16 protein-coding genes are annotated in these 15132 nt (G+C 45.0%); all 16 read right to left on the reverse strand.

Annotated features, from left to right (window positions below):
* Nucleotide 1 precedes the first annotated feature (1 nt).
* The 16 genes from AAC006_RS02430 to fliJ all read right to left on the reverse strand — a co-directional run bounded on the left by AAC006_RS02430 (nucleotide 2) and on the right by fliJ (nucleotide 15129).
* Nucleotides 2–766, reverse strand: coding sequence for a protein phosphatase CheZ (locus tag AAC006_RS02430; protein WP_126871969.1), 765 nt, complete (start codon nucleotides 764–766; stop codon nucleotides 2–4).
* A gap of 34 nt (nucleotides 767–800) precedes the next feature.
* A complete protein-coding gene (gene cheY, locus AAC006_RS02435; protein ID WP_013785088.1) occupies nucleotides 801–1184 on the reverse strand; it encodes a chemotaxis response regulator CheY in 384 nt (127 codons plus the stop codon).
* A 36-nt stretch (nucleotides 1185–1220) separates the two neighbouring features.
* Nucleotides 1221–1952 carry an RNA polymerase sigma factor FliA gene (locus AAC006_RS02440; protein WP_013785089.1) on the reverse strand — a complete coding sequence of 244 codons (732 nt, stop codon included), beginning with the start codon at nucleotides 1950–1952 and terminating at the stop codon, nucleotides 1221–1223.
* The gene (locus tag AAC006_RS02445; RefSeq protein ID WP_126871970.1) at nucleotides 1949–2815 is read right to left on the reverse strand and encodes a MinD/ParA family protein; all 867 of its coding nucleotides are present in this window, start codon (nucleotides 2813–2815) and stop codon (nucleotides 1949–1951) included. Before AAC006_RS02445 ends, AAC006_RS02440 begins: the two co-directional genes overlap by 4 nt.
* Nucleotides 2812–4203: a flagellar biosynthesis protein FlhF gene (gene flhF, locus AAC006_RS02450; RefSeq protein ID WP_013785091.1), complete on the reverse strand. Its 1392-nt coding sequence runs from the start codon at nucleotides 4201–4203 to the stop codon at nucleotides 2812–2814. Before flhF ends, AAC006_RS02445 begins: the two co-directional genes overlap by 4 nt.
* Before the next feature lie 29 nt (nucleotides 4204–4232).
* Nucleotides 4233–6332, reverse strand: a complete 2100-nt coding sequence (gene flhA / locus AAC006_RS02455; protein WP_013785092.1) for a flagellar biosynthesis protein FlhA — start codon at nucleotides 6330–6332, stop codon at nucleotides 4233–4235.
* A gap of 210 nt (nucleotides 6333–6542) precedes the next feature.
* Nucleotides 6543–7673, reverse strand: coding sequence for a flagellar biosynthesis protein FlhB (gene flhB / locus AAC006_RS02460; RefSeq protein ID WP_126871971.1), 1131 nt, complete (start codon nucleotides 7671–7673; stop codon nucleotides 6543–6545).
* Nucleotides 7674–7691: 18 nt separating this feature from the next.
* A complete protein-coding gene (gene fliR, locus AAC006_RS02465) occupies nucleotides 7692–8471 on the reverse strand; it encodes a flagellar biosynthetic protein FliR (protein WP_126871972.1) in 780 nt (259 codons plus the stop codon).
* Nucleotide 8472: 1 nt separating this feature from the next.
* Nucleotides 8473–8742: a flagellar biosynthesis protein FliQ gene (fliQ, locus tag AAC006_RS02470; RefSeq protein ID WP_013785095.1), complete on the reverse strand. Its 270-nt coding sequence runs from the start codon at nucleotides 8740–8742 to the stop codon at nucleotides 8473–8475.
* A gap of 8 nt (nucleotides 8743–8750) precedes the next feature.
* Entirely contained in the window at nucleotides 8751–9509 is a 759-nt protein-coding gene (fliP, locus tag AAC006_RS02475; protein WP_013785096.1) for a flagellar type III secretion system pore protein FliP, read from the reverse strand.
* Entirely contained in the window at nucleotides 9502–9921 is a 420-nt protein-coding gene (gene fliO / locus AAC006_RS02480) for a flagellar biosynthetic protein FliO (protein WP_013785097.1), read from the reverse strand. The genes fliP and fliO overlap by 8 nt, the downstream gene beginning before the upstream one ends.
* 28 nt (nucleotides 9922–9949) lie before the next feature.
* The gene (fliN, locus tag AAC006_RS02485) at nucleotides 9950–10351 is read right to left on the reverse strand and encodes a flagellar motor switch protein FliN (RefSeq protein ID WP_013785098.1); all 402 of its coding nucleotides are present in this window, start codon (nucleotides 10349–10351) and stop codon (nucleotides 9950–9952) included.
* Between the two features lie 17 nt (nucleotides 10352–10368).
* Nucleotides 10369–11427, reverse strand: a complete 1059-nt coding sequence (gene fliM, locus AAC006_RS02490) for a flagellar motor switch protein FliM (RefSeq protein WP_013785099.1) — start codon at nucleotides 11425–11427, stop codon at nucleotides 10369–10371.
* Nucleotides 11428–11440: 13 nt separating this feature from the next.
* Nucleotides 11441–11977 (reverse strand): flagellar basal body-associated protein FliL, encoded by a 537-nt coding sequence (gene fliL / locus AAC006_RS02495; RefSeq protein ID WP_013785100.1) that lies wholly within the window; start codon nucleotides 11975–11977, stop codon nucleotides 11441–11443.
* A 150-nt stretch (nucleotides 11978–12127) separates the two neighbouring features.
* Nucleotides 12128–14413: a flagellar hook-length control protein FliK gene (locus AAC006_RS02500; protein WP_339350090.1), complete on the reverse strand. Its 2286-nt coding sequence runs from the start codon at nucleotides 14411–14413 to the stop codon at nucleotides 12128–12130.
* Between the two features lie 269 nt (nucleotides 14414–14682).
* Entirely contained in the window at nucleotides 14683–15129 is a 447-nt protein-coding gene (gene fliJ / locus AAC006_RS02505) for a flagellar export protein FliJ (protein ID WP_013785102.1), read from the reverse strand.
* Between the last annotated feature and the right edge of the window lie 3 nt (nucleotides 15130–15132).

Below are 15132 nucleotides of genomic sequence, written 5' to 3' on the forward strand. Positions count from 1 at the left end.
CCTAAAAACCTAAGCTAGACAAAAGATCATCTACGTCATCTTGGCCAGATACCACATCATCGCGTTGGTCTGCATCAATAATTGGACCTTCGGCTTCGACACTATCGATCTTGTTAACTTTTTCGACTTTCGCTTCCAATGGCTTGTCTTGCTCCGCCTGTTCGGGTTCACCGAACATCGTCAGCATATTAACTAAGCTATCTTCCACTTCTTTTACGAGTTCAATCACTCTGCGAATAACTTGACCGGTAAGATCTTGATAACCTTGTGCCATTAACACTTCGGTAAGCAATGATGTAAGCTTAGCTGATTGTTTCGATCCGTCTTTTAGCAATTCGTCTAAATCTGCACATAAAACTTTGAATTCGCCCAACTCAAGTTGACGATTCATCAGTTTCTTCCATTCCGGCATAATTTTTTCGATACGGGTAGAGAGCACTTCAGCAATTGGCATACTCTCTTCAACTGCGTCCATGGTGGTATTGGCAGCTTTTTCCGTTTCTTCGATAACGTACATCAGTCGCGTTTGCGCATCAGGAATGTCATCAACGGTTAAATTTTTAATACGTTCATCGATTTGGAAGTTATTCAACGAGTCATGAAGTTGACGCGTTAATTTACCCACTTCAGCAAAGAGCTCAATGGACTCTTTCATCGAAACAGCTTCTAAGACAGCGTTCGCTGATGCGTTATCGCCCTCTTCAAGATACGCTACCAATTTTTTGGCTTCTTCGAGCGTTATGGAGACACTTTCATTTGTCGACATCCAGTAAACCTCATTTCTCTGGTGAGCGTCTGGATCAACCTAAACGTTCGAAGATTTTATCTAATTTTTCTTTCAACGTAGCGGCAGTGAAAGGTTTAACAACATAACCATTCACACCAGCTTGCGCTGCGGCAACGATTTGTTCTTTCTTCGCTTCTGCTGTCACCATAAGAACCGGTAGGTGTTTCAACTTATCGTCGGCACGTATAGCGCGTAATAAGTCGATACCTTGCATACCTGGCATATTCCAATCTGTTACAACAAAGTCAAAATCACCTTGTTGTAGCATAGGCAGCGCGGTGTTACCGTCGTCCGCTTCCTGGATATTGGCAAAACCCAAATCTTTTAGCAGGTTCTTTATGATACGTCTCATGGTAGAAAAATCGTCAACCACGAGAATTTTCATACTTTTATCCAAAATAGCCTCCAATGAGGGGTTAATTGTTATTAATTTCTATTCTTCGTCAACTTGCCACGATTTCATTCGTGATTTGAGTTTTAACATGGCCTGACTATGAATTTGACTTACTCGCGATTCACTAACATCAAGAACTTCGCCTATTTCTCTAAGATTCAGTTCTTCATCATAGTATAAAGAAAGTACAATCGCTTCCCGTTCGGGTAATGTAGTAATAGCATGTGCTAGCGCTTTTTGGAAAGCCCCTTGCATCAAATCTTCTAACGGTGCGTCGCTGCCTCGGTTTTTTTCTGTAGAAATGACATCTTCAGAAACCCCAAGGTCTTCAATCCCCACCAATTTTCCGGCATTCACTTCGTTCAGCATTTGATGATAATCTTGCATGCTAACATTCATTTTAGCTGCAATATCTACATCTCGCGCGTCTCGGCCTGTTTCACCTTCAACTTGAGAGATGGCTTCTGTGATTGCCCTACCGTTTTTATGAACGGAACGAGGAGTCCAATCACCTTTTCTTATTTCATCAAGCATGGCGCCACGAATACGAATACCTGCAAAGGTTTCGAAACTTGCCCCTTTGGAACCGTCAAAGTTTCGTGCAGCTTCTAGCAGTCCAATCATACCTGACTGGATTAAATCATCGACAAGAACACTGGCTGGTAGTCTCGCCATTAAGTGGTGTGCTATCCGCTTCACTAGCGAAGCGTGACGCTCAACTAATTGTGACTTGTCTGTTTGCTGTTGATAAGCGGCTGCTTTGCTATTCAACGCTGACTTCCTACTGCTTTATCTGCTATTAGTTGCTCAATAAAAAATTCTAAATGGCCACCCGGTTGCGCAGGTATAGGCCATGATCCTGCTTTGGCTGCTAGCTGGCTAATCGCCACTGCTGCCGGAGAACTTGGATAAGCATCTACAATTGACGTTTGCTTACGTACTGCTCGGCGTATGTTCTCGTCAAAAGGAACTATTGCTACCAATTCTAGCGCAACATCTAAGAATCGCCCTGTTACTTTAGATAATTTGCTGAAAAGTTCCTGACCTTCTCTAACATCGCGGACCATGTTAGCGACCACTTTAAAGCGAAAGACACCGTGTTCTCGGTTAAGAATTTTAATTAATGCATAGGCATCGGTAAGTGAAGTGGGCTCATCACACACTACCACCATAATATCTTGGGAGGCTTTGGAGAAGCTTAGCACCATATCGGAAATACCCGCTGCGGTATCCACAATAAGCACATCAATGGGCGTGCGCAACTCGCTGAATGCTCTTATGAGTCCTGCATGCTGCGTTGGTGATAGCTCTGCCATTGATTGAGAACCTGATGTGGCTGGTGCTATTTTTATACCGTGAGGACCCGTAACGAGAACATCGTCCAAGGTACACTCACCAGATAATACGTGGGAGAGGTTTTTCTCTACTCGCAATCCTAGCATTACATCCACATTGGCCAGACCTAAGTCTGCATCCAATACCATTACCCGCTTTCCCTGCTTTGCCATAGCAATAGCTGTGTTTAGCGTAATATTTGTTTTACCAACGCCACCTTTACCTCCGGTGACGGCGATAACTTTGATTAATCGTGATTGCTTCATTTTTCGTAAGCTACTCGCTTGATCATCAATCATACTGCTCGTGCTGTTTTAACCACATTGTTACTAGTAGTATGATTCAAACCGTACTTTTTATAAAGCTTTGCAGCAGCAGATACTAAAGATTTTGCTTCTGCAATCTTAATGTCTTCAGGAACTTTCTGTCCATCTGTTACATAACTGACAGGTAACTGGTACTCCACCGCTGCGCTAAGCACTTCGCCTAGAGAGTAGCACTCATCAAGCTTTGTAAAGATACAACCGCTAAGTTCCACCCCTTCGTACGCATCTATAATACGTTGTAATGCAGCATATTGGGTATTCGCTTGCGCTACTAGGTATTTTTTCACTGGCTGCATTTGACCGTTATCAAATTGATTTATCTGTTTAATTAATCGACTATCTCGTTGACTAAAGCCTGCCGTATCAATTAACACTAGTCTCTTATGGCGTAATTGAAACAATAAATCTGATAATTCTTCACTACTTTGTGCTTTACGCACTGTGCAGCCAATAATTTTTCCATATGTGGCTAATTGCTCAAACGCTGCAATACGATAGGTATCAATCGTAATCATGGCAACGGAGTCGGCGCCGTATTTCTGTGCGTAACGAGCAGCTAATTTAGCAACTGTAGTGGTTTTACCTGTTCCGGTAGGACCCACTAACGCTACTGCGCCCTTTTGCGTAAGTATATCGTTACCTGTCACATTAATGCGATTAGCCAATAGGTTTAAAAGATATACCCAAGCGTCACGCTCGTTGTAATGCGACGGCGTATAACTAATCAGTTGCTCTGCCAATGATTGGCTTAACCCCATGTCGGTTAAACGCTGAATTAAATAATGATGTACAGGCTGCTGACGACGACTTTTTGCTTCCATCAAATCAGCAACTTGGTATTGAAGCACATTTCGTAGTGACGCCAACTCTTCTTTAATTTGAGATAATTCGTCAGACTGAGGAGCACTGCTGTTATCAATGCTTTCATTAAGACTTGACGCTTGATGGCTTGGGAATTCTGAGGCGACTTGACTGGCTTCTACATCGTCGATAAAGGCTTCTGAAAAGTCTAAGTGTGATGCAATTTTATTGGCATGCTGAGCGTTAGCACTAGGTGCTGAAGCTGGGCTTTGAATACTGCCACCATGTTGTTTTTCCAACAGCGCTTTTAAGCTATCTGGGCCATCATCACCGATGATTTCGCTAAGACTTGGAACAGCCGCTTTCGCTCGCCCTGCTGCACTAGGCGCTGGCTTTTTAATCGACAGTTTGGCTTCCGGTTCTTTATCGTAAGCGGCGACCAATTCGATACCGTCAGCAAGCTTTCGGTTTGACATGATAACGGCATCGCTGCCCAATTCCGCTTTAACTTGGCTTAAAGCTTCTCGCATATCTTTGCCAAAGAAACGTCTGATTTTCATTGAAAACTCTCCAATCACCCAGTGTCAGATTATTGACCGACCGAACTGACTATTTTTATCTGCTTATCGTCGGGTACTTCCTGATAGGAAAGTACATGTAAACCCGCGACCGAATACTTTAAGAAGCGAGATAGTACGGGGCGCAACATACCGGAAGTGAGAAGTACTGCAGGCTCACCTTCTAATTCTTGTTGCTGACTAGCTTGCTGCAATGATTTTTGCAGCTTATCGGCCAGTCCTGGTTCTATACCAGCGCCATCTTCGCCACCTGCTTGTAATGACTGGTGCAACATCTGTTCCAACTCTGGCGCCAAGGTTATGACGGGTATCTCTTTCGCACCTTGGGTAATTTCTTGGGTGATTAGGCGTTTAAGCGCAATACGTACCGCAGACACTAGTACATCTGGGTCTTGGCTACGCGGGCCGTATTCGCTCAAGGTTTGTACAATGGTACGCATGTCACGAATAGGCACTCCTTCAAACAGCAAGGTTTGCAGCACTTTAACAATGGTGCTTAACGGCAGAATATCAGGCACTAACCCTTCAACTAGTTTAGGATGCTGCTTAGCTAGCATATCTAGAAGCTGCTGCGCTTCTTCATGTCCAAGTAGTTGGTAGGCGTTGTTAGTCAGCAATTGACTTAAATGAGTAGCAACCACAGTAGCAGCATCAACCACGGTATAACCCAGTGTTTGCGCATGCTCACGCTTATTCGGTTTTATCCATACCGCATCTAAGCCAAAGGCAGGGTCTTTGGTTGCACGGCCTTCCAGCTTGCCAAATACTTGACCCGGATTAATCGCAAGTTCTTCATCGTGACTTATTTGCGCATCGCCAATAGTTACGCCCAACATCGCAATGGTGTATAAATTAGGTTCTAAATCTAAATTATCGCGAATGTGCACCGGTGGAATAAGAAAGCCTAACTCTTGAGATAACTTCTTACGCACCCCTTTGATACGAGTGAGCAGTTCTCCGCCCTGAGACTTATCTACTAAGGGGATTAATCGGTACCCGACTTCTAAACCGATGGTATCTACGTGCTGCACATCATCCCACCCAAGCTCTTTTATTTCGGGCGCAACAGTGTCATCTTTCACGATATTCGCTGGGGTTTTAGGTTTTTCTGCCTCGCGTTTAGCCGCAACACCCTGCCAATAAGCGTAACCAGCGATAAGCACTGAAAACCCAATAAAGGCCAAATGAGGCATACCAGGAATAATCCCCATGACAAATAAAACACCAGAGGCAATATAAAGGGCTTGGCTGTTACCTAATTGACTACGTATTTCTTTGCCCATTTCTTGGGTTTCGTTTTCACGAGTAACAATAATAGCGGTAGCCACAGACAGTAACAGTGAGGGTATTTGCGCCACCAAACCGTCACCAATGGTTAAAATGGTGTATACCTCGATGGCGTTACCAAAACTTAATCCGTGTTGAATCATGCCAATAAAAAGGCCACCCACAATATTGATAAGCATGATAAAGAGTCCGGCGACCGCATCACCTTTCACAAATTTTGACGCACCGTCCATTGAGCCATAAAAGTCTGCTTCGGCGGTTATTTCTTCTCGGCGAGCACGCGCCTGATCTTGGTCGATATAACCCGCATTCAAATCGGCATCAATAGCCATTTGCTTACCTGGCATGGCATCAAGCGTAAAGCGGGCACTTACTTCTGAAATACGCCCAGCACCGGCGGTGACTACTTTAAAGTTGATAATAAGCAAGATAGCAAAGACCACCACACCCACTGCATAGTTGCCGCCAATAACCACCGCACCAAATGCTTCGATAACCTTACCAGCCGCATCGCCCCCCTCATGCCCATAAAGCAATACCACACGGGTAGAGGCCACGTTTAGCGCTAAGCGCAAAACAGTAGCGATAAGTAATACTAGGGGAAAAATACCGAAATCAACTGGCTTTTGCGTTAATACTGCCACCAAAATAATGACTAAAGACAGGGCTATATTAAAGCTGAACAATACGTCGAGCAGAAATGGCGGCATGGGAAGAATAACCATGCCCATAATGGCAAGAAGAACAATGGGAGCGCCTAAGCCACTGGTAATGTTCTGCAGCTGACTTTTATCGAATCGCTGAAGGTAACCGGATAACTGCATTACAGGGAGTCTCTCTATCGGAAAATTGACGCTTAACGCTATCTTTCAATGAGTATTACAACTACCGTGCCAGCTTTATACAAAACCGATTAAACGTAAGTAGGAGGGGCGCAATTTACAGAATTACAATTAAGAGGGGCTCACTTTGAGCCCTGGCCTTAGCGATATCTTAGCCGTAATTTAGCGCTAATTTAGGCCAAAAGCAGCGCTCTAACGGCGTAGCTCTGGTGGTATGGGTAAATCACGTTTAAGCGGTTTGGGTCGTTTCCCTTTACCCGCTCTGTGTGCTTTTAACTGATAAACGTGGGCTAATACTTGCGCTACCGCCATAAACAAGGCATTAGGCACTTCACCGTCAATCTCAGTTGAGTAGTAAACGGCTCGGGCTAACATGGGCGATGGAATAAGCGGTACATCGTTAGCAGTGGCTATTTTACGAATATGCATGGCTAATTCATCGGTGCCTTTTGCCACAACGACTGGGGCACGATTACCACTGTCATCATATTTTATTGCTACAGAGTAATGAGTTGGGTTGGTTACCACCACATCGGCCTGAGGAACTTCTTGCATCATTCGTTTAGTGGCAGCTTGATACTGCAAGCGACGGATGCGCCCTTTTACCAAAGGATCACCTTCAGAGTTTTTACGCTCGTCTTTCACCTCTTGCTTAGTCATCTTAATTTCTTTGTTGTGCTTATAAATTTGATAAGGCACATCAATAAGCGCAATAGGTATCATGCCGCAAACCAACATGATAAAAGCCCATTTCAGCATATCTAACGCGTGAAAAATATTACCCGGGTACAGATCTAAATCAAGGTGCAGCGCTTCGTCTTCAAAAAACAGCAGTGCACCTAATGCCATCCCAACGATGACAACCACTTTGGCGATAGATTTAATTAATTCTACCAAGCCATTCATGCCAAACATACGCTTAAATCCACTAAGCGGACTCATTTTAGAGCCTTTAAATTTGGCACCTTCCCAGGTGAAGTTGTAGCCGCCTAACGCAATAGAGCCATATATTCCGGCTAACATGGCCACCGTCATATAAAGCAATACAGGTACACTGACTGTCGAAATTGCTTCACCCCATGCACCAAACATATGGGTGGTATCGTAGGTTTCATCTCGAGACAGAACAAACATGCGCTGCGTCAGCTTAAATACCGACTCGGCAATCCAGCCTCCAACGAACAAAAACATAAAGGCACTGACCACTAACACTAAGGTTGTGGATAGCTCTCGGGATCGGGCTATCTGCCCTTTTTTTCGGGTGTCTTCGAGTTTTTTCCCCGTGGGGTCTTCTGTTTTTTCGCTAGAATCTGAATCAGCCATGTATCACCTGACTTATTTTCATGGGCAAATCCTAAGAAGTTGACACATAAACTGCTCTGCCCGCAGCCACTGCGTTTCAAAATGCGCAGTAAAGTTATCTAGGGTTATCCAAATGATGAGCAACCCCATCACCTGGGCAATAGAAAAGCCGATACTGAAAATATTAAGCTGAGGTGCCGCTTTGGTCATTACGCCAAACGCTAAATTTACAATGAGAAGGGACACAATGGGCGCCAATGACAACGTAATCGCTGAGATAAACATCCAACCGCCCCAGTGGGCAATTTCCCTAAACTGCTCCCCTGTCCACCATGCTTCTCCTATTGGGAACGCATGAAAGCTCAACACAATCATGTGGATCATCGCGAGATGCCCGTCTAAGGTCCAAAAAAGCAAGGTAGCTAGAATTAAGTAAAATTGGCCTACGGCTGGCACGTTAATACCATTGACGGGGTCTACGATTGAGGCGAAACCTAAGCCCGTTTGCATCGCGATAATTTGCCCAGCCAGTACAAAGGTATTTAGCACCATCATGGAAACAAACCCGATAGCGACACCAATTAACAACTGCTGAATGCCAAGAATGAATGTACCTAGATTCACTAAATCATCAACAGGTGCTGGCGGCACTACCGGCATGATAATAAGGGTCAGCATAATACCTAGCAAAGCACGAACTTGCGGAGGAATAGATTGTGCACTTAAGCCAATCATCGCCACAAACAGGCCACTAATGCGCATAAAAGGCAGCATTAAATCAGCAAGAAACTGATTGATGGTAGCCAGTTCAACGACCATATTAACCGACAACCTGAGGTATCATTTCTACCATGTGGAAAGTGAAGTCCATTAACTTTTGTACTAGCCAGTTACCACCCCAGCTAAGCGCTAGTAAGGTAACAAGTAAGCGCGGCAAGAAACTCATGGTCTGCTCGTTAATTGAGGTAGCAGCCTGAAACACGGCTACCACTAACCCTACAATAAGACTTGGAACAATAACCGCAGACACCAGAACGATAACCATAAACATGGCTTCGCGGAGTATTTCAACAAAGACTTCTGGTGACATAAGCCCTCCTACACACCCATACCGAAGCTGGTAGCCAGTGTGCCAAATATTAGATTCCAGCCATCAACTAACACAAACAACATGAGCTTAAATGGCAGTGAAACAATCATGGGCGACAACATCATCATACCCATGGCCATCAATATTGAGGCCACTACAAGGTCGATAATAAGAAACGGAATAAACAACATAAATCCGATTTGGAACGCGGTTTTTAGCTCGCTGGTCACGAACGCAGGAATAAGGATAGTTAGCGGTACTTCGTCTGTATCTGCATATTTCCCCTCATCACCAGCAATACGCACAAAGGTTTCTAAATCTTTCACCCGAGTTTGCGACAGCATAAAGGCGCGCATAGGCCCTTTAGCTTGCTCTATGGCATCCAAACTTGTCATTTGTTCCGACAGATAAGGCTGCAATGCGCGTTCATTAATTTCTTCAAACACCGGTGCCATAATAAACATAGACAAAAACAAACTCACCCCAACCAAAATTTGGTTAGAAGGAGATTGCTGCAAACCAATCGCTTGGCGCAAAATTGATAACACCACTATGATGCGGGTGAACGAGGTCATCATCATGATGAATGCAGGAATAAGACTGAGCGCTGTCATGATAAACAGCGCTTGTAACGTCATAGTGTAATCTTGCGACCCATCGTCATTAGTCACAACGGTCACGGCTGAAATGCCTTGCTGTGCCAGTGCAGGCTCAGCAATCACCCAAGAAGCTAACACTACAAAAAATGCGGTCCAAAACTTACGCATCGTTTTTATCTTCCTTTATTGAAGGGTTCAGCTTACCTGCCATGGCGGCAACCAGCTTTTGTTTAAATGCGTCACCGCTGCCTTGCTGCCCATTTGCCACTGGTGTGTCCAAGTGCTTTTCAAGTTTACTTAAATGGGAAATATTATGACTGGTCACGCCCACTAGGTGCTGTTCATCGCCCACCTGAATAACCATTATTTTTTCTTTAGTGCCTGCCACCATACTGGCGACCACCTTCATTTGCCCACTACCCATGTTACCGACATTAAACCGACGCATGAGGTAAGCAAGCGCAAAAATAATTCCAACCACTAAAAGAAGTGATAGAAAAATTGACACTACAGAGGTGGGGTTAGTGATTGATTGGGTAGATTGCGCATTCACTACTTGCGTAAATATAAGGGGCAGCATTGCGCAACCCCTTGCTATGTAAGAAGATTTATCGAAGCTTCTTGATTCTCTCGATTTGACTAATAACATCCGTTAACCGAATACCGAATTTATCGTTGACCACTACTACTTCACCATGAGCAATCAACGTGCCATTTACCAATACATCTAATGGCTCACCAGCAACTCGGTCCAGCTCCACCACAGATCCCTGGTTCAACTGTAGCAGATTTCGGATACTTATTTGACTACGCCCTACTTCCATCGAGATAGTGACTGGAATATCCAAAATGGTATCCAGCTTCTTTTTCTCTTCTTGGGTTATGGGTGTGTCGTCGGTTAATTCGTCGAGTTCTGCAACCTGAACATCATCATTTTCCTGATCGTCAGCCTCAGAATCGGCTTGCTCCGCCATGGCGGCAGCCCAATCGTCCATACCGTCTTCACTCATGGGATATTCCCCTCACCTTACAGGTCTTCTTCGAGTACTTGCAGCTCGGCATCATTATCTATAATGCGCCCGCCGCGGGTTAATAATTGTAGCTCAGACTTCACAGAAGTCGGTCTTGCAATCTTTTCTACTATCTTCAGGGCTAAGTTATCTCGTGAGCGACCTAGCTTAGCTCTGAACGTAGGTAAATCTTCAATTAGCACAGTAATGGTTTCTGGCATTTCCACAGGAATAATTTCTCCTGGCTTAAATTCCATTACTTGGCGTAATGACACATCCACATCAAGCATGTGGGTTGTCAGTGCCACTTTTACGTCCATGATTTCATCGCGAAGTGCTTTACTCCAACGTAAATCAGTGTCTTCTTTATCACTTTGCACACCCGCATCTAGCAATTCGCGGATAGGCTCTAGCATTGAGTATGGAAGTGACACGTGGAAATCACCACCACCACCGTCAAGCTCTATATGAAACGAGCTAATCACCACCACTTCAGTGGGGCTCACAATGTTCGCCATCGCGGGGTTTACTTCTGAGTCTAAATACTCAAAAGACACGTCCATTACTGGCGCCCACGCTTCTTTATAATCTTCAAAAATAATTTTAAGCAGCATTTGAATAATACGCCGCTCTGTTGGCGTAAATTCCCGCCCTTCAATTTTTGCATGATAGCGGCCATCACCACCAAAGAAGTTATCTACCAGAATGAAAACCAAGCGGGCTTCCATGGTAATAAGGCCAGTGCCCTTAAGCGGGCGAAACCGCACCATGTTCAAGCTAGTGGGTACAAACAAGGTATGAATGTATTCACCGAACTTAATCATTTGAATACCGTTAATTGACACTTCCGCAGAACGGCGCATCATGTTGAACAAACTCACCCGCATGTGACGGGCAAAGCGTTCATTAACGATTTCCAGCGTAGGCATACGCCCACGAACAATCCTATCCTGTGACGAGAAGTCGTACTCTAGCGTAGAAGCATCGGAGTCGGCATCGCCAACCTCGTCTTCTTCTACATCGTCTACCCCGTGTAGAAGGGCATCGATTTCATCTTGAGATAATAAATCACTCACAGTTATCTACCTGTTATTGCATCACAAAACCAGTGAAGAGCACACGCTCAACCACATCACTTCCCGCGATGTCTTTAAGCACTTTTTGTACTTCAGTCACCGCTTGTTCACGCAGTTCAATTTTTCCTGCTTCAGTCACCAAATCATCGGCATTTGATGTACTAAAGACTTGCAGCAAAGTGCCTTCAATCAACGGTATGTGGGTTTTAGCCAACTCTTCATTGTCTGAGCCCCGCACTAGAAGCTGCACTTTAATTTGTACTAATCGGTCTCGACCTGTACCCGGAACGTTAAAAACGAAAGGGCGCGGCATAGCAACGTACAAGGCGGTACCTACTTCTGCGCTTCCGCCTGGGGCCGCGGCTTCAGTGGCGGCTTGCTCGTCGGTTTCGGCAAGTTGCTCTGCAGCTACAGGCTCTTCACCACCAGCGAATAAAAGAAAATAGGCTGCTGCACCACCGCCAACTAACACTACGGCGATAATAATAATCAGCATCATTTTGCCTTTCTTTTTACCACCTTCTTCAATCTGTAACTCTTCTTCAGCCATGTCTAATCCGTCAATATCCCACGAGGAACTCGTATTATCAGGCTTACGACGCAAATGGCAACGTAAGCCTGCATAAATTTGCAGTTCTTATAGCAGATAGCGCAATTGTACATCAACCCTACTTAAGTCTTTGCCTTCGCTATCAACCTACTAAGCGTAATAGTCTATACCGCCTTTCGCTTCCCTTGTGACAGACTGCTCTATCACCGTGGAACCCTCGTCGAACTCACCGTCGATATCTTGGCTAGGTACACCGTTACCTGCAAGTTGCTGGCCACTTCCATCACCATTTTGTGATGAGTTATCTTTACGCACTTCTGATTCACCTAAATTAATGCCTTGCTCTGCTAGCATATCTTTTAACCTAGGCATGGCATCGGCTAGTGCATCTTTAGCGTGCTGTGACTGCACAATGAAGCTCACACTGGCTGCATCACCCGATACATTCACTCGTACCTGCATACTGCCCAGTTCAGGCGGATCGAGCCTAATTTCTGCCATACTGTTTCGCGCATTCACCATCCAGCGAATTTTCTCATGCAATTGTTGCTGACCTTCAGGCTTTAAAATATTGACCGGTTTGTCAGCGCCCTCAAATTGAAGCTGAGCTTTGGTCGACTCCGCGCGAACTTGGTTGTTTTCATTCATGTGAGAATCGATACTGACGAGCTCACTTTGCAATGCTTGATGAGCGCTTTGCTGGGTGCCGTTTACCAATTGCATAAATTGGCCTGCGAGCGCATCAGTTTGCCCCGCTACATTTTGCATTTGTGTTTGTGTTAACCCTGCTTCAGACGCTGCATGGGCTACAAGTGCCGAAAGATCTATTCCTGGCTCACGCCCTTGAGCGACTTGTTGCTGAAACTCGTTTATGCCAGCAATCAAGTTAGACTTAACCGCTTGCTGTTGGGCTGCGGTTGTCGCAGTAGGTAATGATGCCGCTACGCGTTCGGCAAATGCTTCAGCCGCCTTTTGCGCACTTTCTGGTGACATCATCGCAATTGACTGCAATAAAGACTCGCCTTGGCTATCGGTAAGTATATCGCTAGCTTCTGTGGAGACTGTATCGATAGGATTGCTATTCGTTTGCGTTGATGCAGTAGATTGGCTTGAAACACCGTTGGCTAGCGCTGCATTTAGCGTCTCTTTGGTGTCAGTTTGCGCAGTAATTTGCTCTTGAAGAAGACTTAATACTAACGCCTCATCGGCACTCAAGGCTGGTTCATCTGCGGCTTCTTGTTCGACTAATAGCGCGTGCTCTGAGTTCTGTGTTTGAGCATCAGAACTTTCTTCGCCATTTTCGCTAGCATCACCTAAAAACTGCGCAAGCAGGTTAGCTAAGGGATCGACTTTTTCAGACTGCCCTGCATCGACATCGCTTGTTGCAGCGTTATCATTTGCTTTAGCCAATAAGGCCGCGGTGAGTGCTTTTACTGCTTCTAAGGTTTCCCTACTAAGCCCTTCGCCTGCATCTTGACCAAGTTCCTCACCGGCTTGATTCTCTAGCAAGTTCATTAAATAAGCGGTTATTTCTGTTGCTGAGCTTGTATCAACATCCTCAGGAAGACTCGTTGAGGTTAATGTATCGTTTACTGCTGCATCGCTTTCGTTGCTGCCGTTATTTAACGCCAACGCACTTAGTACGTCTTCGCTCATCAACTCATCACCCGCTAGCAAAGCTTGTGCTGATTGCTTCGCAGCTAATTCGGCATCCTCTATCTCGCCAGCGTTTAATAAATCATCGATACTGGCCGTGTTACTGCTAGCTTCGGCATCTGAAGAAACCTCAGCGTCACTAGAAGCGCCTATCATTGATGTTACATACTCAATCCAGTCTGTGGAGCTTTCGCTATCCCCGCTTCCAATACTCGTTAACTCTTCGGGTGGTAAATCGATATGGCCGCCAAAGAAGTCTTTCTTATTATCGTTATTTTCACCGTTATTTAGGCCATCGTCTTTACCGCCTTTGTTTGCATCAGCGTCAATTCGACGTGCCTGCGCATCAGCAATGTCAGTATTTGCCGATTCATCCGTGTCTTCGCCAGGTGGGGTTACATCCCCCACTTCGCCTTTATTGCCTGTTTGGTCCGCTTGATCGCCATTTCGCGCTTGCGCTTCATCATCTTTTACCGGAGGTAAGTCAACATTTCCTTCCTCTGGGTCAACCGAGCGGTTATTAGCCGATTTCTTATCGATAGCAGGGTTTGCACTGTCGCTGACTGAGGCGCTGGTGTGTCGCGAGGAATGACTTTTGTTCTGGGCCTCGAGAGACTTTGCACTCGATTCTTTAGCTTGAATATACGCAGCTTCAAACGCGTTGTTATTCTGCGATGAATCATCTGCGCCCATGCCAGCTTCTACGGCTTTTGCCGTTGATGAAGCTGAAAAAGGCAATGCGGCAATGTCTGTTTTTTGTGCGGCAACTTGTTGCATCATATTTTTACCGTCCTGCTATGACTTTAAAAGTCAGAACCATGAAAACCCAGATTGAATCGTTTTATCTCTACATCCCCAGTGTCCGTGGGCTGTAGGCCGACACTTAACTTTAAAAAAGCTTCCGTATCAGTATTCAAATTAGGCGAATAAACACATTAATGACTAACGAATTTGCAAAGAGTGTTCCATTGTGGAGATTAAACGACGAGGTATTTAAAAAATCGAAAGGATTGAACGACTTGGGGTAAGTAGCAAATTGGACAAACTGACTAGAAGAATGTTTTTCCGCTTCTAAAAAATTTCTGTGTGGCAAATTCGTCCATCATAGCTTGCTCAGCCCTCGCCTCTTTTGCCACTTTAGCTAAATGGCGTTTATTAAGAAGCAACTCTACCGCTTTCACTTTTTGCTGCTGCTTAAGCCAAAGCTGCTTGCGTTGATCGGCAGCCATATTCGCTTGTGCTATCACATTCATTTGCTGTTCACAGGCTTTATCTAATTTGCCTACAAACGATAAATGCTGTTGGTAATGGGTAGCAGTCACACCCGCCTTTCCCGTTTGCTGAATGCCTTTTAAGTAATCAATTCTATATTGCTCGAGGCTGGTGAGCTTTTGTTTCTGCTGCATCACATTTTGCTGCGCTTGTTGGAACATTTGCGCAATGCGTTGCTCTCTTTCTCGTTCAAACTCAGCCAGACGCTCTAGTTGTTTAGACATAAT

The sequence above is a fragment of the uncultured Alteromonas sp. genome, assembly GCF_963976965.1.
GTDB lineage: Bacteria > Pseudomonadota > Gammaproteobacteria > Enterobacterales > Alteromonadaceae > Alteromonas > Alteromonas naphthalenivorans.

What these genes read in the sequence shown, in the direction of transcription:
- AAC006_RS02430 (WP_126871969.1), bottom strand. Translation starts at nt 766, where the DNA reads ATGTCGACAAATGAAAGTGTCTCCATAACGCTCGAAGAAGCCAAAAAA.
- AAC006_RS02445 (WP_126871970.1), bottom strand. Translation starts at nt 2,815, where the DNA reads ATGATTGATGATCAAGCGAGTAGCTTACGAAAAATGAAGCAATCACGA.
- flhF (WP_013785091.1), bottom strand. Translation starts at nt 4,203, where the DNA reads ATGAAAATCAGACGTTTCTTTGGCAAAGATATGCGAGAAGCTTTAAGC.
- flhA (WP_013785092.1), bottom strand. Translation starts at nt 6,332, where the DNA reads ATGCAGTTATCCGGTTACCTTCAGCGATTCGATAAAAGTCAGCTGCAG.
- flhB (WP_126871971.1), bottom strand. Translation starts at nt 7,673, where the DNA reads ATGGCTGATTCAGATTCTAGCGAAAAAACAGAAGACCCCACGGGGAAA.
- fliR (WP_126871972.1), bottom strand. Translation starts at nt 8,471, where the DNA reads ATGGTCGTTGAACTGGCTACCATCAATCAGTTTCTTGCTGATTTAATG.
- fliQ (WP_013785095.1), bottom strand. Translation starts at nt 8,742, where the DNA reads ATGTCACCAGAAGTCTTTGTTGAAATACTCCGCGAAGCCATGTTTATG.
- fliP (WP_013785096.1), bottom strand. Translation starts at nt 9,509, where the DNA reads ATGCGTAAGTTTTGGACCGCATTTTTTGTAGTGTTAGCTTCTTGGGTG.
- fliO (WP_013785097.1), bottom strand. Translation starts at nt 9,921, where the DNA reads ATGCTGCCCCTTATATTTACGCAAGTAGTGAATGCGCAATCTACCCAA.
- fliN (WP_013785098.1), bottom strand. Translation starts at nt 10,351, where the DNA reads ATGAGTGAAGACGGTATGGACGATTGGGCTGCCGCCATGGCGGAGCAA.
- fliL (WP_013785100.1), bottom strand. Translation starts at nt 11,977, where the DNA reads ATGGCTGAAGAAGAGTTACAGATTGAAGAAGGTGGTAAAAAGAAAGGC.
- AAC006_RS02500 (WP_339350090.1), bottom strand. Translation starts at nt 14,413, where the DNA reads ATGATGCAACAAGTTGCCGCACAAAAAACAGACATTGCCGCATTGCCT.
- fliJ (WP_013785102.1), bottom strand. Translation starts at nt 15,129, where the DNA reads ATGTCTAAACAACTAGAGCGTCTGGCTGAGTTTGAACGAGAAAGAGAG.